We start from the raw sequence: 25,608 nt of genomic DNA on the forward strand, positions 1-25,608 counted from the left end.
GCTCTCCCCACGCACGAGGGGTCCTGATCCACCATGAGGTGGAGCAGGACCCCTCGTGCATCTGCGTGCGAGTCCGTCAGCGCTGATCGGGCGGTGCGAGTGCGTCGGCCCGGCGGTCCCGCAGCGCGGGTGCGAGGACGATCGCGGCGAGGACCATCCCCCCCAGTAAGACCCAGGCCCCGAAGTACGTGAAGATCGTGAGACCCTCCGCCAGCGGCGGACCGAAGTCGAAGGCCATCATGATGACACCGGCGAGGACGAGAGCCGTCGCGAGGACGACCTGGACGAGCTGGTCGACGACCGTGCGCACGAGTGTGCGGATGAGGTCGATGTTGAGTCCGCTCGTGCCGATGTCCAGCGTCCCGTCCTGCAGGTGCTTGACGACGCGCGAGAGCTCGACGGGGAAGTTCGCGATGACGGGGCCGGTCGAGTTCGCGTACAGCATCGCGCTGCGCAGCGAGTCCCGCATGTTCCGCGACTCCGCGAGCAGCATCCGGCCGTGGGAGCGCACGAGTCCCAGGAGGTCAGCCGTGGGGTCGAGCCGCCGCAGGCTGTCCTCGAGGGTCGTGATCGCGCGGAACGCCTGGGCGACCGCCGACGGCATCGTGAACCCGTGGTCGAGGATGAAGGAGAGCAGCTCGCGGAAGAAGCCCGAGGCCGCTCCCCCGTCCGTGCCGGCCGTCGCCGAGGCGACCCCGCCGTCGTACTTGAGCATGATCTGTCCGATCTCGCGCTGCACGTTGCGCAGGTCCATCCCGGACTGGACTCCGAAGAGGTCGATGACCGCGTTCGTCGCCGCCAGCGAGTTCTGCTGCTCGAAGGCGAGGAGCAGTTGGAGGACGTCGTGCCGGTCGCGCGAGTCGAGGCGGCCCACGGCGCCGAAGTCGATGAGGCCGATCCGCGCGGAGTCGGAGATCATGATGTTGCCGGCATGCAGATCGGAGTGGAAGACGCCGGACTCCAGCATCTGCCGGGCGACGACGAGGAACAGCTGTTCCGCCATCTCCCGGCGCGCGATCGTCGAGAGGCCTCCCAGGACCTCCTCGCCGCGCGCCAGCGGGCGGCCGGGCATCCGCTCCATGACGATGACCTGCCGCCCGGACAGCTCCTCGTGGACGACGGGGATGCGCACGAGTGCGGTCGGCCGCGACTCGAGGTCCTCGCGCATCGCACGCGTCTGCCGGATCTCGCCGCGGTAGTCGAGCTCCTCCGCGAGCGAGTCGAGGAAGCCGCGGACGATGGTCGTGAGGCCGATGCCGCGGGCCCACGACGCGGTCCGCTCGAACCGCTCGGCGAGCACCATGATGATGTCCGAGTCCGCACGCACCTGCCTGCGCAGGTTGGGGCGCTGGACCTTGACGACGACCTCCTTGCCGCTGTGGAGGACCGCCCGGTGGACCTGCGCGACGGAGGCTGCGGCGAGCGGCTTCTCGTCGAACTCGCGGCACACGTCTTCGATCGTGCGTCCCCACGCGCGCTCGAGCTCCGGCCGCACGACGGACAGCGGCACGGGCGGGACGTCCGACTGGAGGGCGGAGAACTCCTCGACGAACTCCGCCGGGATCATGTCCGCCCGGGTCGCGACGAACTGCCCCAGCTTCACGAAGGTGACGCCCGCGGCCGCGAGCGCCTGTGCAGCGGCGTGTGCGACCTCGCGCATCGACACGCGCAGGGTCGTGGGGATCCGCGGTCGCAGATACTGGCGCAGGCCGAAGCGGATGAGGAGGTTCTGGATCTCGCCTATCCGGCGGACGCGGCGGTACCAGGTGGGCAACCGCGCGGCCGTCCGCGCAGCCTGCGAGAACGACCCGGAGGGCAGGACGAGCTCGATCGCGAGCATGACGTACAGCTGGATGGCGATGAACCAGCTGAAGATGAGCAGGAAGACCATGACGGCCGGGAAGCTCATCCCCAGGAACGGGACCGTCCCCCGCTGGACTATCTGCAGCATGTCGAATGCCTGGAGGGTCACGGGCCAGATCGAGAGGCCCATGACGACGGAGACGACGGTGTTGCGCAGCGCGCCCGTGCCCACGGAGATGAGGCGACGGACGAAGACCCCGACGATGAGTGCATTGGCGAGGCCCAGCACGATCGTCCAGAAGATGTCCACGGGTCTCCTCTCCTCGGCAGGGGTAAGCGCGGGGGCGCGGCAAGACTAGCGCATGCGCATGTCGAGTGTGCGGAAGCCATCTCCCGTGACGAGGGACTGCGTCCGCTGCTCGAGGGATGCCGGCGTGTCGACGCCCGCACGGACATAGCGACCGGTCCACGCGTCCAGCTCTCCCGAGGCCAGCGCGACCGCGAGGTCCGCGACCTCCTGCAGGTCCGTCCAGTCCGCACCGGTCCGGTGGTCGTGCATCGGCATCGAACGGGTCATGTCAGATTCGACGACGCCGGGCGACATCTCGAAGACGCGCAGACCGCGGTCGTGCCCGTAGTGAACGAGCGACTCGGCGATCCGGAACAGTCCGGTCTTCGCGGCGGAGTACGCCGGGTGCGCGGGAGTGCCCTGCGCTCCGGAGCCGGAGTTCAGGTCGATGATCCGCACGGGTGCACCCGTCGACTCCGCCGCGGCCAGCAGCTGCGGCAGCAGGGCGCGGATCACGCGGATCGGACCGGTGAGGTTCGTGTCGACGACGGCGGCGAGGTCCTCCGCGTCCGCCTCCCAGAGCGGACCCTCCGTCGCCTCGACGAGACCCGCGTTGTTCACGAGCGTCCGCAGGGGCGTCCCCCACTGCTGCGCGAGCGCCTCGACGGACCGGGCGAAGGCCTCGACGGAGGCGGAGTCCGTCACGTCGAGGGCGACGCCCTCGATGCGTCCCGCGCCGGCCTCCGCGGCGATTTCGAGCGCCGCGGCCCGCGCGCTCTGCGCGCTGCGGCCGGTGAGGAGCACCGGATGCCCGGCGGCGGCGAGGCCTCGGGTGAGGGCGCGGCCGATGCCTCGCGTCCCGCCCGTGACGATCGCCAGGCCGGACGCGGGGTCGACCGGAGGAACGGTCGATGCGACGGTGTCGCTCATGAGCGGACCTCCGCGCCGTGGGCGGACGCTGCGGCCTGCGTCGCCGCCTCGCGCAGGGCGGAGGCCTCGTCCGCGGTGAGGGTGCGGTCGGCTGCGCGGAAGGTCATTCGCAGTGCCACCGACTTCCGGCCCTCCGGGACCTGGTCGCCCGTGTACACGTCGAACACCTCGAGGAGCTCCAGCTCGGAGCCTGCCGCCTCGCGCAGCGTGGCCATGAGCGTGCTCGCGGGCAGCTCCGCGTCGACGACGAGTGCGACGTCCTGACGCGACACCGGGTAGGTGGACAGCGCACCGGACCAGGTCCGGCGGTCCTCCTGGGCGATCAGCGCGTCGAGGTCGATCTCGAAGGCGACGGTCCGCGCGGGCAGGCCGAGGTTCTCGCACACCTTCGGATGCAGTTCGCCCGCGTGCCCCAGCTCGGAGCCGTCGGCCAGGACGAAGCGGGCGCAACGGCCCGGGTGCCAGGGTGCGAACGCCGCGGCCTCGGCGCGCACCGTCTGCCCGTTGGCCGTCGCGATGCGGTGGACGAGGTCGATGGCGTCCTGCGCGTCCGCGCGGCGGCCCGCGGAGGCGGGTCCGGACAGCTCGGCGTGCCCGGCGAGGACGCCGGCGACGTGGAACGGCTGGGCGGGGACCGAGGACCGGATGGCCTCGAGCTCCGCGGCCTCCGGGTGATGACCCGGTGCGAAGTGCGCGGCCTCTTCGGGCTGCGGAAGGCCGCCGACCGTCACGAGGCCCGCCTCGAAGACGGCGACGTCCTTGAAACCGCGTCCGCTGTTGCGCACGACGGCGTCGAGCAGCGTGCCCAGCAGATGTGACCGCATGTAGGGACGGTCCTCGCCCAGCGGGTTCGCGAGCCGGACGAGCCTGCGGCGCGGATCGTCCGCGGGGATGAGGAGCGCGTCCGCACGGTCGAGGGAGGTGAACGGGTAGGTGAGCACTTCGCTGAGGCCGCGGTTCGCGAGCAGGTTCGAGACGCGACGGCGCGTGCGCTGCGCGGGTGTGAGACCGGCGCCGCCGGGCGCCTGCGGCTGCACCGAGGGGATCTCCTCGTAGCCGCCGGCGCGGACGACCTCCTCGACGAGATCGACGTCCGAGGTGAGGTCGGAGCGCCACGTCGGGACGGTCACCCGCAGGACGGGACCGTCCTGCGCATCCGTCTCGACGACCTCGGTCGAGGCGCCCACAGCGGCGAGCAGCTCGACGACGCGGTCGACGGAGTAGTCGACGCCCACGCGTGCGGACGGAAGCCCCGCGGACATCTCGACGATGCGGGGAGCGGGCGCTTCGCCCTCAACCGTCGCGTCCGGGCTGAGCGTGCCGCCGGCGAGCTCGACGAGGAGGTTCGCGGCACGGCGCGCTGCGGCCGGACCCAGTGCGGGGTCGACTCCGCGCTCGAAGCGGCGCGCCGCCTCGCTGGGCAGCTTGTGGCGCCGTGCGGTGCGAGCGATCGAGATGGGGTCGAAGTGCGCGGCCTCGAGCACGACGTCGCGCGTGGACTCCGTCACCTCGAGGGCTGCAGATCCCATGACGCCGGCGAGGCCGATGATGCGGGAGGCTGCAGCGCCGTCGCCCGCGTCCGTGATGAGGAGGTCCTCCGGATGGAGGGTGCGCGTGACGTCGTCGAGCGTCACGAGGGTCTCGCGGGCGCGTGCCCGGCGCACCGTGATGGGGCCCGCGAGCTTCTGCGCGTCGTACGCGTGCAGCGGCTGTCCCAGTTCGAGCATCACGTAGTTCGTGACGTCGACGGTCAGGCTGATGGGGCGCATGCCCGCCTCGAGGAGGCGGCGCGCCATCCAGAACGGCGTGCGCACAGAGGGGTCGATGCCCGTGACGGTGAGCGCCGTGAACCGCGAGCAGCCGGGCTCACCGTGGATCGGCGCCGCGTCGTCCAGATCGACGGGGAACCCGTCCGCCGTGGGCGCGTCGACATCGATCTGCGCGGGGTCGGTGAAGTCCTGGCCCTTGAGCATCGCGAACTCGCGGGCGATGCCGCGCATGCTCAGCTGATAGCCGCGGTCCGGGGTGACGTTGACGTCGAGGGTCACCCGGTCGAGGCCCAGGAGCTCGATCGCGTCGTCACCGGGTTCGCCGGTCAGTCCCAGGGCGGAGAGCACGATGATGCCGTCGTGGTCGTCGCCCAGGCCCAGCTCGCGCTGCGAGCAGATCATGCCATCGGACACGTGGCCGTAGGTCCTGCGCGCCGCGATCGCGAAGTCGCCCGGCAGGACGGCTCCCGGCAGCGCCGCGACGACGAGGTCGCCGGGTCCGAAGTTATGGGCGCCGCAGACGATGCCGCGCGGCTGCTCCTCGCCCACGTCGACGCTGCACCAGTTGACGGTCTTGCCGTTCGAGTGCTCCTCGGGCTCCGCGGTGAGGACCCGGCCGACGACGAGGGGACCGGTCGTCTGGGGACCGAAGAACTCCTCCTCCTCGAGGCCGATGCCCGCGAGCTCCGCGGCGAGGACGTGTGCGTCGTCGACCGCTGAGAGGTCGACGAGGTCGGACAGCCATTCGAGGGGGACGCGCATCAGGCGTTCACCCCGAATCGTGCGGAGAAGCGGAGGTCGCCCTCCACCATGTCGTGCATGTCGTTGATGCCCTCCCTGAGCATGAGCGTCCGCTCGATGCCCATTCCGAATGCGAATCCCTGGTACTCGTCCGGGTCGATGCCCGCGGACCGCAGCACGTTGGGGTGGACCATGCCGCAGCCGCCCCACTCGATCCAGCCGGGGCCCCCCACCTTCTCCGGGAACCAGAAGTCCATCTCTGCGCTGGGCTCCGTGAAGGGGAAGAAGGACGGGCGCAGGCGGGTCCGCGAGTCCGAGCCGAACATCGCGCGTGCGAACGCGTCGAGCGTGCCCTTGAGATGCGCCATCGTGAGTCCTCGGTCGATCGCGATGCCCTCGACCTGGTGGAAGACCGGGGTGTGGGTCGCATCGAGCTCGTCGGTGCGGAATACCTTGCCCGGGCACACGACGTAGAGCGGGACGCCTCTCTCCAGGAGGCTGCGGGACTGCACGGGCGACGTGTGCGTGCGCAGCACGAGGCCGGCCTCCGGCGGGTCGACGAAGAACGTGTCCTGCATCTGGCGCGCGGGGTGGTCGGGTCCGAAGTTCAGGGCGTCGAAGTTGAACCACTCGGACTCGATCTCCGGACCCTCCGCGACCTCCCAGCCGTGGCCCACGAAGTGGTCCGCGATCTGCTCCTGGAGCAGCTGCAGGGGGTGGCGCGCGCCCTGCGGTGCGCGCTGCGCGGGCAGGGTCACGTCGATGGACTCCTCGACGAGCACCTGCGCGTCGCGCTGAGCCTCGAGCTCCTCCTGGCGCGTCGCGAGCGCGCGGGACACCTGTCCGCGCGACTGGCCCACGAGTTTGCCGGCCGCCGCCTTCTCCGTCTTGTCGAGAGCGCCGATCCCGCGATTCGCGAGCGCCAGTGGGGACTTGTCACCCGTGTGCGCGATCTTCGCCGCCTTGAGCGCCTCGAGGTCTCGCGCGGCGCTGATGTCGCGCAAGGCGGTCTCGACGGCTGCGGTCACCGCCGCCTCGTCGCGGGGATCGATCGGTGTCGGATCGACGGCACTGGACTCGGACATCGTCCTTCTCTCGTGATGGGGGCCGGGTGGTCGGTGCGGGCGGGCTCCCGTGGGGGCCCTCCGCCGTGCGCCTGGGCGCCGCGGTCCAGTCTAGCGCCGCGGCGGACGGGCTCCCGTCGCGGTCACGCCTGCTGGACGCGGGCGGACTCGTAGATGCAGATGCTCGCCGCGGTGGCGAGATTGAGGCTCTCCGCACGACCGTAGAGCGGGATCGCGACCGCGCCGTCGCACAGCGCGCGGTCGGACTCCGGGAGGCCCCACGCTTCGTTGCCGAAGACCCAGGCGGTGCGCGCTGCCAGGTCGAGTCCGGTCTCCCACGGCGCATGGAGATCGTGTGCGGGCGGGTGCGCGTCCGCAGCGAGGACCTGGAGTCCGCGGGCCCGCGCGAGCTCGGTGACCTCGGACAGTCCCACCCCGGTGACGACGGGGATGTGGAAGAGCGAACCGGCCGTCGACCGCACGGTCTTCGGGTTGTAGACGTCCACACTCGAGGAGGTGACCACGACGGCATCGGCGCCCGCGGCGTCCGCGACCCGCAGGGCGGTGCCCGCATTGCCGGGATCCCGCACCTGGGAGAGGACGACGAGCAGCGTCGTCTCCGTGTGCACGACGTCCGTGAGCGGCACGTCGAGGTGTTCGACGACGGCGACGATGCCCTGGGAGGCGACGGTGTCGGTGAGGTGCGCGAGGACCTCGGGCACGGCCTGCCGGATGCGGATGCGTGCCGCCGTCGCCAGCTCGAGGAGATCCGGGTTCCTGTCCGCGGCCTCGGCGGTGGCCCAGACGTCCAGGAGTGCACCGTCGGACCGGAGGATCGTCGCGTCCTCACCCTTGCTCGGCAGGGTCGCCGGGGCCGGAGCCAGCTCGCCGTGGCGCACGAGCGCCTCGCGGACCGCCTGGGGGCCCTCGACGAGGAAGCGGCGGGCCTTCGTCCGCCAGGCGCGCCGCGAGAGCTTCGCCGCCTCCCTGATGCGGGGCGTATCGGTGCGCGTGACGACGGGGCCGGTGAGGCCGGGGTGGAGGTCCATGAGCTCAGCCTACCCAGGCGGACAGACGAACGGCGGGGCCGCACGATCCGTGGATCGTGCGGCCCCGCCGAAGGTGCCTCCCGGGTGCGGGAGACGCGCAGGTCAGGCTGCGGAGGTCTTGGGTGCGTTCACATCCGAGGGGAGCGCGTCCTTGGCGACCTTGACGAGCGTCGCGAACGTCGCCTGGTCGTTGACGGCCAGCTCGGCCAGCATGCGGCGATCGACCTCGACGCCGGCGGCCTTGAGACCCTGGATGAAGCGGTTGTACGTCATGCCGTTGGCGCGCGCGCCGGCATTGATGCGCTGGATCCAGAGACGACGGAAGTCGCCCTTCCGCGCACGACGGTCGCGGTAGCTGTAGACCAGCGAGTGGATGACCTGTTCCTTGGCCTTGCGGTACAGGCGCGAACGCTGTCCGCGGTAGCCGCTCGCCCGGTCCAGGACGACCCGGCGCTTCTTCTTGGCGTTGACCGCCCTCTTCACACGTGCCACGTGTACTCCTTGTGGATTCAGCCGCGGTGGCGCGGCCCTGGTGCGGCGGCATCACGGTGCCCGTGGGGCTGCCCGGTGATGCGGCCTCGAATGTCTGCTGTCCGGCGGATCAGCGCTTGCCGAGGAGCTTGAGGCCCTTGGCCCGGTCGCCCCCCGTCAGCACCTGGTCCATCGAGATCCGGCGCTTGCGGCGCGAGGACTTGTGCTCGGCGAGGTGGCGCTTGTTGACGCCCTCGCGCATGACCTTGCCGCTGCCGGTGAGGCGCAGACGCTTCTTGGCGCCGCTGTGGGTCTTCTGCTTCGGCATGGTGCCGTTCTCCTTACATCGTGTCGTCAGACGGGGCGGATCAGGAATCCTGCTCGGAGCGCTGCTCCTCGCGGACCTGCGCCTTCGCCTGTGCTTCGCGGTCGCGGCGGGACTTGACCTCCGCACGCGTGCCCTTCGATCCGGCGGACGCTTCGCGCGACTCCGCCTTCGCATCGGCCTTGGACTTCGTGGGTGCGATGACCATGACCATATTGCGGCCATCGACCCGGGGGGACGACTCGACCGTGCCCAGTTCGGACACGTCCTCCGCGAGTCGGTTGAGGAGGCGCACGCCCATCTCCGGTCGCGACTGCTCGCGACCGCGGAACATGATCATGACCTTGACCTTGTCACCGCCCGTGAGGAACCGCGTGACGTGGCCCTTCTTGGTCTCGTAGTCGTGCTCATCGATCTTGAGCCGGAAACGGATCTCCTTGAGAGCCGTGTTGGCCTGGTTCTTGCGGGCTTCGCGCGCCTTCTGCGCAGACTCGTACTTGAACTTGCCGAAGTCCATGAGCTTGGCGACGGGGGGCTTGGCCTGCGGTGCCACCTCGACGAGATCGAGGTCCGCTTCACGGGCGAGGTCAAGGGCCTTGCGCATTGCGACGATGCCCACCTGCTCCCCGTTGGGTCCGACGAGGCGGACTTCCGGGACCCGGATCTTGTCGTTGATACGTGGCTCGCTGATGTGCTGCTCCTTCTCGACTGAAGATGATCTGCGGCGGTCGAGAACGGAAGAAGGCCCCGACTGCCGATGCAGAGGGGCCTTGGATGCTCCGCAGCGGACGACCGACCGGGGGTCGACCGTCACTGCTCGATGCGGCGGGTGAGACCGCATCGAAAGGTACCCGATCGCCGTGAGCGATCCAGGTGGGAGCTCGAAGCCCCTCTTCGCACGCATCCGATCATACGCGAGTTCCCCCAGAAGTGCACATCAGCGGTGTGGGAGACTGGAGGGCATGACCCAGACGCATTCCTTCAGCTTCGATCCCGACGCCGCGGCGTCCGCCTCGCCCGCCGGTCAAGACGACACGACTGCGCAAGCGGTCCGCGACATCTCCGAGGTGCCGGCCGTCGAGGTCATCTCGACCGCCGCGATCCACCTCATGAGCGCCGCCGCGGTCAAGCTGGGTCTCAGCGAGGACACGGACTCGGAGCGGGCGGAGGATCTCATCGATCTGGACGAGGCGCGGAAGTTGATCACGGCGCTGGCGGGTCTCATCACTGCCGGCGCACCGGAGGTGGGCGACCAGCACGCCCGCCCGCTGCGCGACGGGCTGCGGTCTCTCCAGCTCGCGTTCCGCGAGGCGTCTGCGATCCCCGACGAGCCCGGCAAGGGGCCCGGGGAGAAGTACACCGGCCCGGTCCGCTGAGCAGCGAGCCTCGGGCCCGGACGACGAGTCCGAGGCCCGAGCCGCGGTCCGTCAGACCTGCGTGAAGGTGAGAGCCAGCGAGTCGATCCGCTCGACCAGGGGCTCACTGGCGGCCAGGGCCTCCTGCAGCTGCGCGCTCTGCTGAGTGGTGGGAGCACCGGCCGCCCGGACCTCGATCCGGACCTCCGTCCCCCCGGCGTGCACGGCACGGGACGCCGGCCCCAGCCCCACACCGGTGATCCAACCGAACTCCCCCGTCGCGGTCCTGAGTGCGGACGCCACGGCCGCGTCCGCCCACGCCGGGACCCACGGCAGCCCCTGCAGGAACGACCACAGCGCCGGCCGGCGCAGCAGGAACGTGTGCGGGGTGCCGGGGTCGAGGACGACCAGCTGGGCCCCCTCCTCGACAGCGGCGGCGCCCAGCCGCTCCGCCTCGATGGGGACCGGCCGGGCGTCCGGGTGCCATGCGGTGAGTGCGGGGATGTCCGTGAACGCGGGTGTCGCCTCCCGGCCGTCCCCGGAGGTGAGGCGCACCATCGCCATCTCCGAGGAGTTGTCGTGCATGAGACCGCGGTCGTCGACCGTCTGCTCCAGCACCGTGGGCAGGATGGGTGCGTACAGCCGTGCTCCCGCCAGCGCACTCAGCACGCGCTGATGCCGCTGCGGCTCCAGCGGCTGGGCCGCGACCGCACGCAGAGCCTCCAGCAGCCCGGGGTCCGCCTCGCCCGTGTCCCCCGCGAAAGGATTGGAATGGAGCTCACGCCCTCCCCACGGGACGCCCGCGGAGTCCGCGGGCCCGCCCATGGCCCCCTGCAGGTGCGCGGGGATCTGCGGCGAGCCTCCGGTGGGGTCCGTCATCTCAGCGTCCGGCGACGTCGAGCGCCTCGGCGAGCGTGAAGCGTCCCGCGTAGAGAGCCTTGCCGACGATCGCCGAGTCGACGCCCGCGGGCACCAGTTCGCGCAGCGCGGCGATGTCGTCGAGGGTCGAGATGCCGCCGGAAGCCACGATCGGTCGGTCCGTGCGGGCGGCCAGGTCCGCGAGCAGCTCCGTGTTGGGTCCCTTGAGCGTGCCGTCCTTCGTCACGTCCGTCACGACGTAGCGCGTGCAGCCGGCGGCCTCGAGCTGATCGAACACCTCGTAGAGGTCGCCGCCGTCGCGCGTCCACCCGCGTGCGGCGAGCGTGCGTCCGCGCACATCCAGGCCGATCGCGATCTTGTCGCCGTAGTGTGCGATGACCTCCGCCGTCCACTCGGGGTCCTCGAGCGCGGCGGTGCCGATGTTGACGCGCTCCGCACCGGTGTCGAGCGCACGCTCCAGGGACTCCGTGTCCCGGATGCCGCCGGACAGTTCCACCTTGATCGACAGGGACTTCGTCACCTTGCGCAGGAGATCGTAGTTGGTGCCGCGTCCGAAGGCGGCGTCCAGATCGACGAGGTGGATCCACTCTGCACCCTCCTGCTCGAACGAGCCGGCGGCTTCGAGCGGCGAGCCGTAGACCGTCTCCGTGCCGGCCTCGCCCTGCACGAGGCGGACGGCCTGGCCGTCCGCGACGTCGACTGCGGGCAGCAGGGTGAGGGCGGGGGTCTCCACGAGCGGGGTCATTGCTGTTCCTCCGAGGTCGGGTGGTCGTGTGGTCGTTCGGTCAGTGTGCGGACCCAGTTGGCCAGGAGGGCTGCGCCGGTGTCCCCGGACTTCTCCGGGTGGAACTGGGTGGCGACCGTGGCGCCGTCCTCGACGGCCGCCGCGAAGGCGCCTCCGTGGTCCGCGGTCGCGGTGAGGGCCTCGGGCGGACCCGTCGGTGCTGCGTAGGAGTGGACGAAGTAGAAGTACTCATCCTGCAGACCCGCGAACAGACGGGAGCCGGCGGGGGCGTGCACCCGCGACCATCCCATGTGCGGGACGAGGGGCGAGTCCAGTCGCGCGATCTCGCCCGGCCACAGCGCGACGCCCTCCGTCCGCGTGCCGTGCTCCGTACCGGCGGAGAACAGGACCTGCATCCCCACGCAGATGCCCAGCGTGGGTCGGCCCCGGGAGTGGCGGTCGCGCAGCAGGTCGACACCACCGGCCGATGCGAGGGCGTCCATGACGGACGCGAAGGCTCCGACACCGGGGACCACGAGGCCGTCGGCCTCCTCGATGAGAGTCGTGTCCGCGGTGAGGACGACCGAGGCCCCGGTGCGCTCCAGCGCGCGCACGGCGGAGTGCACGTTGCCGGAGCCGTAGTCGAGGACGGCCACACGCGCGGCGGTCATGTCGACCTCCCGGCGCCCAGCAGACCGCGGACGCGCACGAGGGACGCGACGAGGACGGCGGCGCCGAAGACTGCGACGATCCAGCCCACGACGGACCCGCCGGCGCCCTGCACGGCTCCGAAGACGACGACGACCAGGGCGAGGAGCGCGACGACGATCCACAGCAGCGCGGCGCGAGCCAGGGCGGCGCGCTGAGGCGTCATCGTCGCTCGCGACGCGTCCAGCTTCGACATCGTGGAGGTGTCGATCCACCCCTCGATGTCCCGGGGCTGAGCGGTCTCGAGGAGGAGCCGCTCGAGGTCGTCCGGCAGGTTCGACAGAGCGAGGCCGGCGGGCACATCCGCCTCCCGCTCGCCCCTGCGGTAGTGCGCCGCGTCGATCTGCTCCTCGCTGCGGACCATGAGCAGCACCTCGTGCTTGCCCGTCAGCCGCGAGATCGCGGCGGCCGCGCGGTTGCCCGCGGCGATGTCCGTCCCCTGCTGGACGATCGCGGAGAAGTCACCCAGGGGGACGACGTCCCCCTGGATGTCCGACAGGACGCACGCCGCCGCCAGCTGGTCGGGTCGCCCGAACGGGGTGACGATGACCGTACGGCTCACAGGGCCCCCTTCGTCGACGGCACGCCGGTCGACCGCGGGTCCGGCTCCACCGCCGTGCGCAGAGCGCGGGCCACGGCCTTGAACTGCGCCTCCACGATGTGGTGGGGATCGCGGCCGGCCAGCAGTCGGACGTGCATCGTGAGACCCGCGTGGAAGGCGAGGGACTCGAGCGCGTGCCCGGTCATCGAACCCGTGAAGTGGCCGCCCACCAGGTGGTAGCGCTGCGCCTCCGACTCGCCCTCGTGGACGAAGTACGGGCGCCCGGACACGTCCACGACGGCCTGTGCGAGTGCCTCGTCGAGGGGGACGGTCGCATCGCCGTAGCGGCGGATGCCCGCCTTGTCCCCCAACGCCTCGCCCAGGGCGCGTCCCAGGGTGATCGCAGTGTCCTCCACCGTGTGGTGCACGTCGATGTGGACATCGCCCGTGGCCTGGATGTCCATGTCGATGAGCGAGTGCTTCGACAGCGCGGTGAGCATGTGGTCGAAGAACGGCACGCCCGTGTCGATCGTCGAGACACCGGTGCCGTCGAGGTCGACCGACACCCGCACGTCCGATTCGCTGGTGGTCCTCTGTGCTCGCGCGGTGCGCTGGGTCACTGGGAGCTCCTTCCAAGGGTGTCGGGGTGGGCGGACAGGATGTCCTCCACAGCGGTGAGGAACGCCGTCGTCTCCTCCGGCGTCCCGGCGTTGACCCGGAGGGATCCCGGGATGCCCACGTCGCGGATCAGCACTCCGCGGTCCACCAGCCGCTGCCACAGGAGGGCGGGATCCGCGACGCCGGAGAACAGGACGAAGTTCGCGTCCGACTCGACGACGTCGAAGCCCAGGGCGCGCAGGCGGTCGACGATCGCGTCGCGCTGCTGCGCCAGTTCGCGCACGCCCGCCAGCAGCGACCCCGGGTGCTGGAGTGCGGCCTCGGCGGCCGCCTGGGTGAGGGACGAGAGGTGGTAGGGCATCCGCACGAGCCGCAGCCCGTCGATGAGTGCCGGATCCGCCGCAGCGTATCCCACACGCGCGCCGGCGAACGCGAACGCCTTGCTCATCGTCCGCGAGACGACGAGGCGCGGGCGTCCGGGCAGCAGCGACAGCGCCGTGCGGAAATCCGGCCCAGCGAACTCCGCGTACGCCTCGTCGACGATGACGATGCCGCCGGCCGCGTCGCAGACCGCCTCGATGACGTCGAGCGGCGTGCGGTTGCCGGTGGGGTTGTTGGGGGTGCAGAGGAAGACGACGTCCGGGTCGTGCTGCCGGATGGCCGTCCGCGCCGCGTCCGCGGTGATCGCGTAGTCCTCACCGCGCGGGACCTCGGCCCAGCGGGCGCCGGTCGACTGGGTGATGAGGGGGTGCATCGAGTAGCTGGGGGTGAAGCCAAGGACGGTCCGCCCCGGTCCGCCGAAGGCCTGGAGGATGTGGAACAGCACCTCGTTGGAGCCGTTCGCGGCCCAGATCATGCTGGGGTCGATCGCGACGTCCGCAGCACCCTCGCGCGACAGGACGTCCGTCAGATACCCGGCGAGCTGTGTGCGCAGACCGGTGAACTCCCGGTCCGGATAGCGGTTGAGCGACGCGGCGACGTCCGCGATGCGGGTCTGGAGTGCCGCTGTGACGTCCGCGGGGACCGCGAACGCGTTCTCATTGACATTGAGCCGGACGGGCACGTCGATGACGGGAGCGCCGTACGGCGAGCGGCCGCGCAGGTCGTCCCGCAGCGGAAGGGAGCCGAGTGAAGTCACGCATGGAGTTTAGCGCGCGGGCAGTTCGAGGACCTGACCGGGGTGGACCACACCGGTGCTCATCCCGTTGAGGGTCTGCACCTCGTCCAGGACGACCCGCGGATCCCGGTCGTAGGACCGGTCGACGACGACCGACCACAGGCTCTCGCCCTCCTCCACCACGACGCTGACGGTGTCCACGGCCGGCCCGGCCTCCTCCGCCGCCGCCGTGGGCGACCACACCGCAGCCAGCGCGCCCAGGAGGACCGCCAGCAGTACGGCCGCGAAGCAGGCGGTGCGGAGCAGCCGGGCACGCCGGGTCGCACCGATCCGGTGCGCGGACGCCCGTCCCGCGTCGCCCGCGACCCCGCACACGGCCGCCACGGGTCGCACCTGGGCCTGCCGGGTGAGCACTGCAGCACTCATGTCGCCACCTCCTGCGTGATGCCGGGACGATCCGTGCCGCCCCGCCTGGTTTCGAACGCTTGTACTATTGAACACCACGTTCGACGGAATGTCCAGATTCTTTCGAACGGATATGCGATGATGGGAATCGAACGTCTGTGGTGCGGTCATGCGTCTGAGTCGATCACGAGGCACGGACACAGCCTCGCGTCGCAGCGTTCACGCAGGTGACACGACAGGTGACGGCACCCGTCAAGGATGGGGAGGACAACGACGATGACTCCGGAGCAGCAGCGGCGCAGAGGCCGGCCGCGGACCAGCGGCCTCGACGAGGAGATCGAAGTGGTGCGCAGGGCGCAGAGCGAGGAGGTGGAGCTTCCCGGCGGGTCGGCGGCCGAGGGCGACACGCGGCTGACCCAGCGGCAGCGTCTGGTGCTCGAGACGATCGAGCGCGCGGTCTACGTGAACGGGTATCCGCCCAGCATGCGGGAGATCGGCAAGGCCGTGGGGCTGGCCTCCCTGTCCTCCGTCGCCCACCAGCTCTCCCAGCTGGAGCGCCTGGGATACCTGCGCCGCGACCCCAAGCGCCCGCGCGCGATCGAGGTCGTCACGCCGCCGGAGGAGGTCCGCAAGGGCATCGACCCCACCCCCAATACGGCCATGGTGCCGGTCGTGGGCCGGATCGCGGCCGGCGGTCCGATCCTCGCGGAGCAGGACGTCGAGGACGTCTTTGCCCTGCCGCGCCAGGTCGTGGGGTCCGGCGAGCTGTTCCTCCTCAACGTCGTGGGGGATTCGATGCAGGACGCCGCGATCTGCGACGGCGACTTCGTCGTCGTCCGTCGGCAGCCGGACGCGGAGAACGGGCAGATCGTCGCCGCGCTCCTGGACGACGAGGCCACGGTCAAGACGCTCAAGCGCGCGGACGGCAAGCAGTGGCTGCTGCCCCAGAACCGGTTCTACGACCCGATCGACGGCGACCACGCGACGATCATGGGCGTCGTCGCCGCCGTCATCCGCCGCGTCGGCTGAGCTCTGTCCCGGCTGATCGCCCCGGGGACGCGATCAGCCGGGCGACCCGTCAGGCGTCCGCGTCGCGCAGGCGCTCGAGGGCCCCGCGCACCAGTGCAGGGTCCTCGGTCCTCCACATGGGCGGCAGCGAGGCCGCCAGGAAACCGCCGTACCGCGCGGTGCGTAGTCGTTCGTCCAGCACTGCCACGACGCCCCGGTCCGCCGTCGAGCGGATGAGGCGACCCGCGCCCTGCGCCAGCAGCAGGGCCGCGTGCGAGGCGCTCACGGACATGAAGCCATTCGCACCGGCACGCTGCGCGGACTCCGTCCGCGCGCGCACCAGGGGGTCGTCGGGACGGGGGAACGGGATGCGGTCGATGACGACCAGCCGACACGTGCGACCGGGGACGTCGACACCCTGCCAGAGCGACAGAGTCCCGAACAGGCAGGCCTCGTCGTCCGCCGAGAACCGCTTGACGAGGGACGAGAGACCGTCCTCCCCCTGGGCCAGGATCGGCAGGTCCGTACGCCGGCGCATCTCCTCGGCCGCGGCCTGCGCGGCGGCACGGGACGAGAAGAGGCCCAGTGCCCCTCCCCCGGACGCGCGCAGCAGCTCCTCCAGTTCGTCGAGCGCCTCCGCGCTGGCTCCGCTGCGGCCGGGACGGGGCAGGTGCGAGGCGACGTAGAGGATGCCCTGGGCGGAGTAGTCGAACGGGGAGCCCACGTCGATCGCGTCGTAGCGCGGCGCGTCCGGTCCGGCGAGCCCCAGCGCACCGGCGACCGCGTCGAACCGGCCTCCCAGCGCCAGCGTGGCGGACGTTGCGACGACCGTCGACTTCTCGAAGATGCCGGACCGCATGGTGCCCGCGACGGACAGCGGTGCGACGACCAGCGAGGTCGTGGTCCGCTCGCGGAAGGTCGAGCGCGTCACCCATGCGACGTCGTTGTCCGCCTCATCGCTGATCCGGGTCGCGACGTCGAACACCTCGAGGACCCGGGCCCGCGCCAGCTGCCGTCCCGCGTCCGGTTCCGCCTCGCCCGCGCCGGTGCCCAGGTCCGCGATGAGCTGGCGAGCCGCGTCGCGCACCTGCACGACCGCTGCCGCCAGGGCCTGCGGCCACCGGGTGAGCAGCCCCTCCTCTGCGGCGTCGAGTGCCTTCACGAGCGCCGCCCCCGCGGTCTCGAGGAGGCCGATGACGCCGTCCTGGACCAGACCGGTCCGCCGCACCGCTCCTGCGGCATGATCGATCATCGCGCCCGTGAGACTCCCCGTCAGCGCGTTCGTCACCCGGTCGCGCAGCTCGTGCGCCTCGTCGATGATGACCGCGGAATGCTCCGGGAGGACCGCGTGGTCGCCGAACGCGTCGATCGCCAGCAGGGCGTGGTTCGTCACGACGACGTCCGCGCCGCCAGCGCGGATCTTCGCGATCTCCGCGAAGCACTCCTCGAACGCGGGGCACTTCGACCCCAGACAGTCGAAGGCGTTGACGGAGACCTGCGACCACGCGCGATCGGACACACCCGGCACCAGGTCGTCCCGGTCGCCGGTCTCCGTCGTGCGCACCCAGCTGCGGATCCGCGTGATCTCCTCACCCAGCTGCGAGGCTCCGCCCCCACCGCGCTCTGCCGGCGGGCGGGAAGCGGTCTGGTCCGCGCCGAAGTCGAACAGCAGGCCGGCCTCGTCATCGGGGAAGCCCCCGTCCAGCTTGTGGCGGCACACGTAGTTCCGACGCCCCTTGAGGACCGCGGCGGACGGTCGGCGGGTGAGGTCGCCCTTGATCGCGCGGATGAGCCGCGGCAGGTCCCGGTCGACGATCTGCGCCTGCAGCGCCAGGGTCGCCGTCGAGACGATGACGCGGTCGCCGGTCCGCGTCGCGTGGTCGAGGGCCGGCACCAGGTAGGCGAGCGACTTGCCGGTCCCCGTCCCCGCCTGGACCAGGAGGTGGCTGCCCCCGTCCAGAGCACTCGCGACAGCGGCGGCCATCGTCGTCTGCCCCTCGCGCTCCGTGCCGCCCACGGCGGCGACGGCGGCCTCGAGCAGCGGGCCCACCTCGCTCATCCGGCGGGGTCCTGCGAGTCCTCCGGATCCTGGACAGGCGCATCCGTGCCCGCGTACATGTCCGGCTGGACGTACGGCTCCAGCTCGGCGGCGAGTGCATCCCCCACGCGCGCCTGCAGGAGTGTCCCCTCCGGCAGGAAGCGCTCGTCCAGCACCACGCCGTCGTCATGGATCCTGCTGGAGAGGTCTCCTCGCTCGAAAGGGATGAGGACAGTGAGCTCGCGCGCCAGCACCGGCAGCATCGCGGCGATCGTGTCCTGGAGCGCGGTCAGGCCCTCGCCGGTGCGCGCGGAGACGGCGATCGACCCCGGGTACTCGACGAGGAGCCCCGCCAGTGTCGCGGGGTCCGCCGCGTCGGACTTGTTGAAGGCGATGAGCTCCGGCAGCCCGGTGGCGCCCGCATCCGCCAGCACCTCGCGCACCGCGGCGATCTGTCCGCTGGGGTCCGGATGCGAGGCGTCCACGACGTGCACGATGAGGTCCGCCTCCGCCGCCTCCTCGAGCGTCGAGCGGAAGGCCTCGACGAGCTGGTGCGGTAGGTTCCGCACGAAGCCCACGGTGTCCGTGAGCGTGTAGGTGCGACCGTCCTCCGTCTCCGCGCGCCGCACGGTGGGGTCCAGGGTCGCGAACAGCTGGTTCTGCACCATGACCCCGGCGTCCGTGAGCCGGTTGAGGAGGGACGACTTGCCCGCGTTCGTGTACCCCACGATGGCGGCCGAGGGGATCGCGTTGCGCTCGCGGTCCGCGCGCTTGGTCCGGCGGGCGGGCTCCATGGCGCGGATCTGCTTCCGCAGCTTGGCCATCCGCATGCGGATCCGACGACGGTCCAGCTCGATCTTCGTCTCGCCCGGGCCGCGGGAGCCGATGCCCTCACCGCCGGCCACACGGCCGCCCGCCTGGCGGGACATCGACTCGCCCCAGCCGCGCAGGCGCGGCAGCAGGTACTCGAGCTGCGCGAGCTCCACCTGCGCCTTGCCCTCCCGCGACTTCGCGTGCTGGGCGAAGATGTCGAGGATGAGCGCGACGCGATCGATCACCTTGACCTTGACGACGTCCTCGAGGGCACGCCGCTGGCTGGGCGGCAGCTCGGCATCCACGACGACGGTGTCCGCGCCCACGTCCTCGACGATCTCCTTGAGCTCGGCGGCTTTGCCGCTGCCCAGGTACGTGCGCGGATCCGGCTTGTCGCGCTTCTGCAGCACTCCGTCCAGCACGGTCGAGCCCGCCGTCTCCGCGAGCGCCGCGAGCTCCCGCAGGCTGGTCTCACCGTCGTGGCCGCGGCCGGACTCGTACAGACCCGCCAGAACGACGCGCTCCAGCCGCAGCTGCCGGTACTCGACCTCCGTGACGTCCTCGAGCTCCGTCGACAGGCCGGCGACGCGGCGCAGCGCGGACCGGTCCTGCACGTCGAGCTGGTGTGCCTCCTCGTGGGAGACGCCTCCCGCGTCCAGCGCCGGGGCCCGCCCCAGGATGCGGTCGATCGGATCCGCACCGTCGCGGTCGTCCCGCGCGTCCGGTCCGGGGCGCCCGGACCGGGTGGTCGAGCCGTCGCTCTGCGTCATGTACTCCCTCTCTGCGGATGGATGTCCATTCTCCCACAGCGCTTAGACTCCGTCCCATGGCCGATCACTACTTCTCGGAGGCTCCCGCGGGCGAGGCGCAGCTGCGCACGCTCACCGTCCGGCTGGGCGGCCGGGACGTCGAGGTCGACACCGCCGGCGGTGTCTTCTCCCCCGGTCACGTGGACACCGGCACGCGCGTCCTCCTGCAGCACGTGCCGGATCCCGAACCGGGCGCCCTCCTCGATCTGGGCTGCGGGTGGGGGCCCATCGCCCTCGACGCGGCGCTGCGTGCGCGGGAGAACCGGGTCCCCCTGCAGGTGTGGGCCGTCGACGTGAACGAGCGGGCGCGTGAGCTCACGACCCGCAACGCCGCCGCGCTGGGGCTCACGGACGTCCGGACCGTCGCACCGGAGGACGTCCCGGCCGACGTGCGGTTCTCCGCGATCTGGTCGAACCCGCCCATCCGGGTGGGGAAGGCCGTCCTGCACGGGATGCTCTCCGAGTGGCTGCCCCGGCTGGGCCCGGGCGGGGCCGCGCACCTCGTCGTCGCGAAGAAGCTGGGAGCGGACTCGCTGCGCGCGTGGCTGGACCAGGAGTTCGGTGCGGACTGCGATGTCGAGCGGACCGCGACGGCGAAGGGGTTCCGGATCCTGCGGGTGACGCGCAGACCCTGAGGCCCTCCCCTCCGCACGCGTGACCGCCGGTCCGGCCGTGCGGCCTCAACCCTGTGGCAGCAGGGTCGCATCCGCGACGAGGACCGCAGGTCCGGACAGGAAGACGCGCGGCCCCTCGATCTCGACGCGGACGGGCCCTCCGGGCTGCTCGACGGTCCAGTCGACGGGTCCGTCCGGGCCCGCCCAGAACCGTGCGGCCAGGGCCGCCGCGCACGCTCCGGTGCCGCACGCCATCGTCTCGCCCACACCGCGCTCGTGCACGCGCATCCGCAGTGTGCCGGTGCGCGGGTCGCCGTCGCCGTCCGCGTCGACGACGATGAACTCGACGTTCGTGCCGTCCGCGGGCACCGGCTGGACGACGGGCGCGACGGCGAGGTCCGCACCGATGAGCTGCTGGAGGTCCGGCAGCGCGACGACCGTGTGCGGGTTGCCCATGTCGACGCTCACCGCCGGGCGGGCGACGTCCTGGTCCGAGGTCGTGACCACCGCGTCCGCCGCCGCACCCGCGTCCGTCTCCGGCAGGGGCATGCGCCAGACGCCCATGTCGACGCGGTACCAGGGGGCGGATCCGCCGGTGGGGTCCGGGACGAGGGTCACGGTCTTCACCCCGCCGCGCGTGCCCACGAGGACGGGGGACGCGGGATCGGCCAGACCGCGGGTCACGAGGTAGTGCGCGAACACGCGGACGCCGTTGCCGCACATCTGTGCGATCGACCCGTCCGCATTGCGGTAGTCCATGAACCACGTGGCGCCGGCCGCGACCGCCTCGTCCGCGTGCGCGACGTGCTCGTCGCCCTCGGCCAGCGCCGTGGAGCGCACGACCCGGATGAGCCCGTCCGCGCCGATCCCGCGACGGCGGTCGGTGAGCGCATGGACCGTCTCCGCCGGGATCGCCTGCTGGGCGTGCGGGTCCTCGACGAGGACGAAGTCGTTGGCGGTCCCGTGTCCCTTGGTCACCTGTGGAGTCATCACGCGGGCAGTCTACGGGGCGATCCGCAGAGCTCTCCCGACAAGGTCCGGGGCGTCCGCCGGCAGCACCGTGATCCGGGGGTCGCGGCGGAACCACGTCTCCTGCCGCTTCGCGAACTGCCGCGTGCGGACGATCGTGCGCTCGATCGCCTGCGCGCGCGTGAGCGATCCGTCCAGGTGGTCCATGATCTCCGCGTACCCGATCGCCTGCCCCGCGGTGGAGTCGCGCACCAGCCCGCGGGCCGCGAGACCTTCGACCTCCTCGACCCAGCCGTCCTCCCACATGCGGTGGACGCGCCGCGCGATCCGGTCATGCAGCAGCGCGCGGTCCAGGACGAGGCCGATCTGCACGGTGGGGCGGACGGACGTGTAGTCGGGCAGGAACGCGGTGAAGGGCTCCCCCGTGATCTCGATGACCTCCAGGGCGCGGACGACCCGACGCGCGTCGCCGGGTGCGATCGTGGCCGCGGCGTCCGGATCCCGCTGGGCGAGGCGCGCGTGCAGGGCGCCGGAACCCGCGCTCCGGGCCTCGGCCTCCAGCCGCGCCCGCACGTGAGGGTCCGTGCCCGGGAAGCGCAGGTCGTCGGTGACGGCCCGGACGTAGAGGCCTGATCCGCCCACCAGCACCGGCTGCGCCCCTCGCGCATCGATCTGTGCGATCGCGGTGCGGGCGCGGGTCTGGAAGTCCACGACGGTCGAGGTCTCGTCGACGTCCAGGACGTCGATGAGGTGGTGCGGGATCCCGCCGCGCTGATCTGCCGGCAGCTTGGCCGTGCCGATGTCCATGCCCCGGTACAGCTGCAGGGCGTCGCCGTTGACGATCTCGCCGCCGTTCGCCTGCGCCAGCGCGATGCCCAGGTCGGACTTGCCCGTCGCGGTCGCGCCCACCACGGTCACGAGGGGGCGGGTCGACGCCGTCATCCCGCGTCCGTCCGCAGGACGACGACGGAGTACCGGACGTGGTGGAGGTCCTCCTGCGCCACGACGGTCCCCGTGAGTCCCGCGAGGTCTGCGAGCACCAGCGGGCCCGGATCCGCTGCGAACCTGTGGGCCTCGTCGGCCAGCGCGGCGATCGTCGCCGTGTCGACCGGACCGCGCAGCGCCCGCAGGAGTCGGTCGTCGAAGCCGTCCGCGCCGGTGCGCGGCGCCAGCGGTGCGTCCGGGTGCGCCGCGGCGGAGAAGTCGACCGGGAGCAGCAGAGGCGCGTCCGCCGCCGGACAGTCCGCGGAACCCGCGTGGAGGTGCACCCGGACGCCCGACTGCGCGGCCAGCAGAGCCGCGACGACGGTGCCGTGACCCGCCTGCCCGGCCCGTGCGGCCTCGGCGTCGCCCAGTCCGTCGACGAGACGGGCGAGGCCGGGACCCTCCCGCAGCGCGTCCGGATCCACCCGCCCGCACGAGCCGGTGTTCCGCACGCGGGCACCGCGGGCGACGCCGAGGCCGCCCAGACTCACTGCCGGCGGCACCACGGGCACGGGCAGCACCCAGTCCGGCGACGTCCGCAGGAGCGCGCCGACGTGCGCGCGCAGGACCGCCATCCGTCCCGGTTCCCGAGGATCGACACCGGGCAGCAGCAGGGGGGTGCCGGGGACGACGAGGCCCGCGGGTCCGTCCGCCATCCCGGGCTCAGGCCTCCAGGCCGGGGCGCAGCGCGGGCATGCCCAACGAGGTGGCGGCGCCTGCGGAGGCACCCGGTGCCGGGGTGCCGCACGACTCCGCCTGTGCCCGGTCGTGGGCGTCGCCGGCGCGGGTCGCGCGGGTCGTGAAGCCGGAGTCGCTCAGCAGGAAGTACGGCTTCGCGTCGTCGATCGAGACGGTGACGACGTCGCCGGGACGCGGAGCGTCCGTCCGGTCGCCCATCCCCACGTGCACGAGCCGGTTGTCCTCCGCGCGACCGGAGAAGCGGCCGTGCTGGTCGTCCGGGGCGGTGTTGACGAGGACCCGCTGCTCCGTGCCGATGAGGGCGCGGTTCTCCTCGTGGCCGATCCGGTCCTGCAGCGCGGTGAGGCGCTCGAAGCGCTCCTGCACGAGCTCCTTGGGCACCTGGTCCGGCATGGTCGCGGCCGGAGTCCCCGGTCGGATCGAGTACTGGAACGTGAACGCCTGCGAGAACCGCGACGCCTCCACGACGTCGAGGGTCGCCCGGAAGTCGTCCTCCGTCTCCCCCGGGAAGCCGACGATGATGTCCGTCGTGATGGCCGCGTGCGGGATCCGGTCGCGCACCCGGTCGAGGATCGAGAGGAAGCGGGTGGAGCGGTAGGAGCGGCGCATCGCCTTGAGGATCGCGTCCGACCCGGATTGCAGGGGCATGTGCAGCTGCGGCATGACGGTGGGGGTCTCCGCCATCGCGTCGATGACGTCGTCGGAGAACGCGGCCGGGTGCGGGCTGGTGAAGCGGACCCGCTCGATGCCGTCGACCCGACCGACGGCGCGCAGGAGGGACGCGAAGGCACCGCGGTCGCGGAACTCCGCACCGTAGGAGTTGACGTTCTGACCCAGTAGGGTCACCTCGATGACGCCCTCCGCGGCCAGAGCCTCGACCTCCGCGAGGATGTCGCCGGGACGCCGGTCCTTCTCCTTGCCGCGCAGCGACGGGACGATGCAGAACGTGCACGTGTTGTTGCAGCCCACGCTGATGGAGACCCAGGCGGAATGCGTCGACTCGCGGCGGGTGGGCAGCGTCGAGGGGAAGACGTCCAGGGATTCGAGGATCTCGACCTGGGCCTCCGCGTTGTGGCGGGCCCGCTCGAGGAGGACCGGCAGCGCCCCCATGTTGTGCGTGCCGAAGACGACGTCGACCCACGGTGCGCGGCGCACGATCGTGTCGCGGTCCTTCTGCGCCATGCAGCCGCCCACCGCGATCTGCATGCCGGGACGCTGCTCCTTGACGCGCGCCAGCCGGCCCAGGTTGCCGTAGAGGCGGTTGTCCGCGTTCTCCCGGACCGCGCACGTGTTGAAGACCACGATGTCCGCCTGTTCACCATCCGGGGCGGGCTGATAGCCCGCGGTGTCGAGGAGTCCGGAGATCCGCTCCGAATCGTGCACGTTCATCTGGCAGCCGTACGTCGTGACGGAGTACGTCTGCGGCACGGCGGCCGGTGCTTGCGGGGAGACGAGGGTGTTCTGTGTCATGGCACCGCCATCCTATCCGCGGCGAACTCCGCCGGGCTCGTCAGGATGCCGGTCAGCCGCCCACCGCACGACGTGCCGAGTCGTCCGCCCACCCCGCTGCGTGCAGGATCGCCAGTGCCACTGATCGCGCCTCGTCGTGGTCGACCGGGCCGCGGACCCCGCTGAGGGTCACGGACAGTGCCGCGGGCCCGCACAGCTTCACGAACCGCAGGACGGCACCGCCCGCGTAGGCGGTGCCCGCGTCGACGAAGACGGAGTAGGCGACGTTCCAGCCGGGCGCCTCCATCTCCACCACCCGGACGCCGGGGTGATCGTACTCCTCGCGGATCGAGTCGAGGCCGGCCTCCGAGGGGCCGTTCTCGACCGCGAGGGCGGAGACGACGATCATCTCCGCCCTGCCGGAGAGCTGACGGGGCGCACCGTCACGGGCGGGCACGGAGAAGACCGCGACGGCACCGCTGCCGTCGGAGTAGGTGCGCACCGGACTCACCTGCATCTCCGAGCGGGCGACACCGAAGTGGGCGCTCACGCGGGAGTCCAGGAGGCCGGTGAGAGCGCGCGGGAGGAGCGCGTCGTCGCGCGACTCCCAGGGGCGGCCGCGAGTCGGTTCCACAGACATCGCCACTCCTGTCGTCGTTCGGGTACGACCGCGACGACTCGTGTCTGCCGCGATGCAGTCGAGTCTAGGGCCCCGCAGGGCCGCACGGAGATGGTCCGCGCGGCGTCCAAGATATCAAATCTGTCACGTTATGTGCGAACGACTCTCCACTGAGCGCGTCCTGCGGCCGCTCCGGGTGCGGCACGTCACGGTGCGTGGGTTCCGGGCTCCTCCTCCAGCGCCTGCCGTGCGGCGCGCTGGGCGATCGAACCGCCGAAGCCGCGCCGCCCCAGCACGCCCAGGATCCGACGCAGCCGCACCTCCGGCGCCAGGGATCGAGTGGACCGCGCCTTCTTCCGCGCAGCCTCGAGGGCGAAGGGGAGGTCGTCGCCCGCATCCGCCAGAGCGTCTGCGGCGTCCTCGTCCGCCACGCCCTTCTGGCGCAGTGACCGGCGGATGGCCCCCTGCGACGACCCGCGCCCCTGCCGCTGGGAGCGCACGAACGACTCCGCGAAGCGCTGGTCGTCCAGCAGCCGGGCGTCTGCGAGGCGGTCCAGCAGATCGTCGACCACCGGCTCCGGATGATCGCGGGCGATCAGCTTCGTCCGCAGCTCCGCACGGCTGTGGTCCCGCTGGGCCAGGATGGCGTAGGCGCGGTTCGCGGCGGCCGACAGCTCACTGCGGTCGTCATCGTCCCGCGGCGCGGATGTGGACGCGGGCGCAGTCCCGTCCCCCGGGAGACCCTCCCGAGGGACGGCGTCGATCGCCCTCTGCAGGGAGTCGACCAGGGCGGCGCGGTCGTCGCGCTGCTCCATGGA

Annotated in this window: 26 protein-coding genes; 3 read left to right on the forward strand and 23 right to left on the reverse strand. The window is 71.8% G+C overall.

Annotation, left to right across the window (positions count from 1 at the left end; translation table 11 throughout):
• Positions 1 to 76: 76 nt before the first annotated feature.
• The 8 genes from HGBR_RS07785 to infC all read right to left on the reverse strand — a co-directional run bounded on the left by HGBR_RS07785 (position 77) and on the right by infC (position 9,204).
• Positions 77 to 2,113 carry an ABC1 kinase family protein gene (locus tag HGBR_RS07785; protein WP_019158772.1) on the reverse strand — a complete coding sequence of 679 codons (2,037 nt, stop codon included), beginning with the start codon at positions 2,111 to 2,113 and terminating at the stop codon, positions 77 to 79.
• 45 nt (positions 2,114 to 2,158) lie between these two features.
• Positions 2,159 to 3,022 carry an SDR family oxidoreductase gene (locus tag HGBR_RS07790; protein WP_019158773.1) on the reverse strand — a complete coding sequence of 288 codons (864 nt, stop codon included), beginning with the start codon at positions 3,020 to 3,022 and terminating at the stop codon, positions 2,159 to 2,161.
• Complete coding sequence (gene pheT, locus HGBR_RS07795; RefSeq protein WP_019158774.1) at positions 3,019 to 5,553, reverse strand: phenylalanine--tRNA ligase subunit beta; 2,535 nt, start codon at positions 5,551 to 5,553, stop codon at positions 3,019 to 3,021. The genes HGBR_RS07790 and pheT overlap by 4 nt, the downstream gene beginning before the upstream one ends.
• Entirely contained in the window at positions 5,553 to 6,617 is a 1,065-nt protein-coding gene (pheS, locus tag HGBR_RS07800; protein WP_019158775.1) for a phenylalanine--tRNA ligase subunit alpha, read from the reverse strand. Before pheS ends, pheT begins: the two co-directional genes overlap by 1 nt.
• A 122-nt stretch (positions 6,618 to 6,739) precedes the next feature.
• A complete protein-coding gene (locus HGBR_RS07805) occupies positions 6,740 to 7,645 on the reverse strand; it encodes a TrmH family RNA methyltransferase (protein ID WP_019158776.1) in 906 nt (301 codons plus the stop codon).
• 102 nt (positions 7,646 to 7,747) lie between these two features.
• A complete protein-coding gene (rplT, locus tag HGBR_RS07810) occupies positions 7,748 to 8,137 on the reverse strand; it encodes a 50S ribosomal protein L20 (protein ID WP_019158777.1) in 390 nt (129 codons plus the stop codon).
• 109 nt (positions 8,138 to 8,246) lie between these two features.
• Positions 8,247 to 8,444 carry a 50S ribosomal protein L35 gene (gene rpmI, locus HGBR_RS07815; RefSeq protein ID WP_019158778.1) on the reverse strand — a complete coding sequence of 66 codons (198 nt, stop codon included), beginning with the start codon at positions 8,442 to 8,444 and terminating at the stop codon, positions 8,247 to 8,249.
• Positions 8,445 to 8,484: 40 nt separating this feature from the next.
• Positions 8,485 to 9,204, reverse strand: coding sequence for a translation initiation factor IF-3 (gene infC / locus HGBR_RS07820; protein WP_390620764.1), 720 nt, complete (start codon positions 9,202 to 9,204; stop codon positions 8,485 to 8,487).
• A 199-nt stretch (positions 9,205 to 9,403) separates the two neighbouring features.
• On the opposite strand from infC, the gene HGBR_RS07825 reads away from it, so the two are divergent.
• Positions 9,404 to 9,817 carry a DUF1844 domain-containing protein gene (locus HGBR_RS07825; RefSeq protein ID WP_019158780.1) on the forward strand — a complete coding sequence of 138 codons (414 nt, stop codon included), beginning with the start codon at positions 9,404 to 9,406 and terminating at the stop codon, positions 9,815 to 9,817.
• Between the two features lie 51 nt (positions 9,818 to 9,868).
• On the opposite strand, the gene HGBR_RS07830 is transcribed toward HGBR_RS07825, so the two are convergent.
• The 7 genes from HGBR_RS07830 to HGBR_RS07860 are packed head-to-tail and all read right to left on the reverse strand — an operon-like array spanning position 9,869 to position 14,809.
• Entirely contained in the window at positions 9,869 to 10,675 is an 807-nt protein-coding gene (locus tag HGBR_RS07830) for an SseB family protein (protein WP_019158781.1), read from the reverse strand.
• A 1-nt stretch (position 10,676) separates the two neighbouring features.
• Positions 10,677 to 11,420 carry a bifunctional 1-(5-phosphoribosyl)-5-((5-phosphoribosylamino)methylideneamino)imidazole-4-carboxamide isomerase/phosphoribosylanthranilate isomerase PriA gene (priA, locus tag HGBR_RS07835; protein ID WP_019158782.1) on the reverse strand — a complete coding sequence of 248 codons (744 nt, stop codon included), beginning with the start codon at positions 11,418 to 11,420 and terminating at the stop codon, positions 10,677 to 10,679.
• A complete protein-coding gene (gene hisH, locus HGBR_RS07840) occupies positions 11,417 to 12,070 on the reverse strand; it encodes an imidazole glycerol phosphate synthase subunit HisH (RefSeq protein ID WP_019158783.1) in 654 nt (217 codons plus the stop codon). The genes priA and hisH overlap by 4 nt, the downstream gene beginning before the upstream one ends.
• Entirely contained in the window at positions 12,067 to 12,669 is a 603-nt protein-coding gene (locus HGBR_RS07845) for a hypothetical protein (RefSeq protein WP_019158784.1), read from the reverse strand. The genes hisH and HGBR_RS07845 overlap by 4 nt, the downstream gene beginning before the upstream one ends.
• A complete protein-coding gene (gene hisB / locus HGBR_RS07850) occupies positions 12,666 to 13,268 on the reverse strand; it encodes an imidazoleglycerol-phosphate dehydratase HisB (protein WP_019158785.1) in 603 nt (200 codons plus the stop codon). The genes HGBR_RS07845 and hisB overlap by 4 nt, the downstream gene beginning before the upstream one ends.
• The gene (locus tag HGBR_RS07855; protein WP_019158786.1) at positions 13,265 to 14,404 is read right to left on the reverse strand and encodes a histidinol-phosphate transaminase; all 1,140 of its coding nucleotides are present in this window, start codon (positions 14,402 to 14,404) and stop codon (positions 13,265 to 13,267) included. Before HGBR_RS07855 ends, hisB begins: the two co-directional genes overlap by 4 nt.
• A gap of 9 nt (positions 14,405 to 14,413) precedes the next feature.
• Positions 14,414 to 14,809 carry a hypothetical protein gene (locus HGBR_RS07860; RefSeq protein WP_019158787.1) on the reverse strand — a complete coding sequence of 132 codons (396 nt, stop codon included), beginning with the start codon at positions 14,807 to 14,809 and terminating at the stop codon, positions 14,414 to 14,416.
• Between the two features lie 255 nt (positions 14,810 to 15,064).
• On the opposite strand from HGBR_RS07860, the gene lexA reads away from it, so the two are divergent.
• Entirely contained in the window at positions 15,065 to 15,817 is a 753-nt protein-coding gene (gene lexA / locus HGBR_RS07865; RefSeq protein WP_019158788.1) for a transcriptional repressor LexA, read from the forward strand.
• Between the two features lie 49 nt (positions 15,818 to 15,866).
• Here lexA and HGBR_RS07870 read toward each other — a convergent pair whose 3' ends face one another.
• Positions 15,867 to 17,855, reverse strand: a complete 1,989-nt coding sequence (locus HGBR_RS07870; protein ID WP_019158789.1) for an ATP-dependent DNA helicase — start codon at positions 17,853 to 17,855, stop codon at positions 15,867 to 15,869.
• Positions 17,852 to 19,417, reverse strand: coding sequence for a GTPase HflX (gene hflX / locus HGBR_RS07875; protein ID WP_019158790.1), 1,566 nt, complete (start codon positions 19,415 to 19,417; stop codon positions 17,852 to 17,854). The genes HGBR_RS07870 and hflX overlap by 4 nt, the downstream gene beginning before the upstream one ends.
• A 56-nt stretch (positions 19,418 to 19,473) precedes the next feature.
• On the opposite strand from hflX, the gene HGBR_RS07880 reads away from it, so the two are divergent.
• Complete coding sequence (locus tag HGBR_RS07880) at positions 19,474 to 20,091, forward strand: class I SAM-dependent methyltransferase (protein ID WP_019158791.1); 618 nt, start codon at positions 19,474 to 19,476, stop codon at positions 20,089 to 20,091.
• Between the two features lie 45 nt (positions 20,092 to 20,136).
• On the opposite strand, the gene dapF is transcribed toward HGBR_RS07880, so the two are convergent.
• From dapF to HGBR_RS17075, 6 genes are all read right to left on the reverse strand, one after another.
• A complete protein-coding gene (gene dapF / locus HGBR_RS07885) occupies positions 20,137 to 21,060 on the reverse strand; it encodes a diaminopimelate epimerase (protein ID WP_040364865.1) in 924 nt (307 codons plus the stop codon).
• 12 nt (positions 21,061 to 21,072) lie between these two features.
• Positions 21,073 to 21,981, reverse strand: a complete 909-nt coding sequence (gene miaA / locus HGBR_RS07890; RefSeq protein WP_019158793.1) for a tRNA (adenosine(37)-N6)-dimethylallyltransferase MiaA — start codon at positions 21,979 to 21,981, stop codon at positions 21,073 to 21,075.
• The gene (locus HGBR_RS07895) at positions 21,978 to 22,679 is read right to left on the reverse strand and encodes a hypothetical protein (protein WP_019158794.1); all 702 of its coding nucleotides are present in this window, start codon (positions 22,677 to 22,679) and stop codon (positions 21,978 to 21,980) included. Before HGBR_RS07895 ends, miaA begins: the two co-directional genes overlap by 4 nt.
• 7 nt (positions 22,680 to 22,686) lie before the next feature.
• Positions 22,687 to 24,192 (reverse strand): tRNA (N6-isopentenyl adenosine(37)-C2)-methylthiotransferase MiaB, encoded by a 1,506-nt coding sequence (gene miaB / locus HGBR_RS07900; RefSeq protein ID WP_019158795.1) that lies wholly within the window; start codon positions 24,190 to 24,192, stop codon positions 22,687 to 22,689.
• Positions 24,193 to 24,244: 52 nt separating this feature from the next.
• Positions 24,245 to 24,811, reverse strand: coding sequence for a hypothetical protein (locus HGBR_RS07905; protein ID WP_019158796.1), 567 nt, complete (start codon positions 24,809 to 24,811; stop codon positions 24,245 to 24,247).
• Between the two features lie 185 nt (positions 24,812 to 24,996).
• Positions 24,997 to 25,605: a regulatory protein RecX gene (locus tag HGBR_RS17075; RefSeq protein WP_019158797.1), complete on the reverse strand. Its 609-nt coding sequence runs from the start codon at positions 25,603 to 25,605 to the stop codon at positions 24,997 to 24,999.
• Positions 25,606 to 25,608 lie beyond the last annotated feature (3 nt).

Source organism: Brevibacterium senegalense, from assembly GCF_000285835.1.
Taxonomy (GTDB): Bacteria; Actinomycetota; Actinomycetes; order Actinomycetales; family Brevibacteriaceae; genus Brevibacterium; species Brevibacterium senegalense.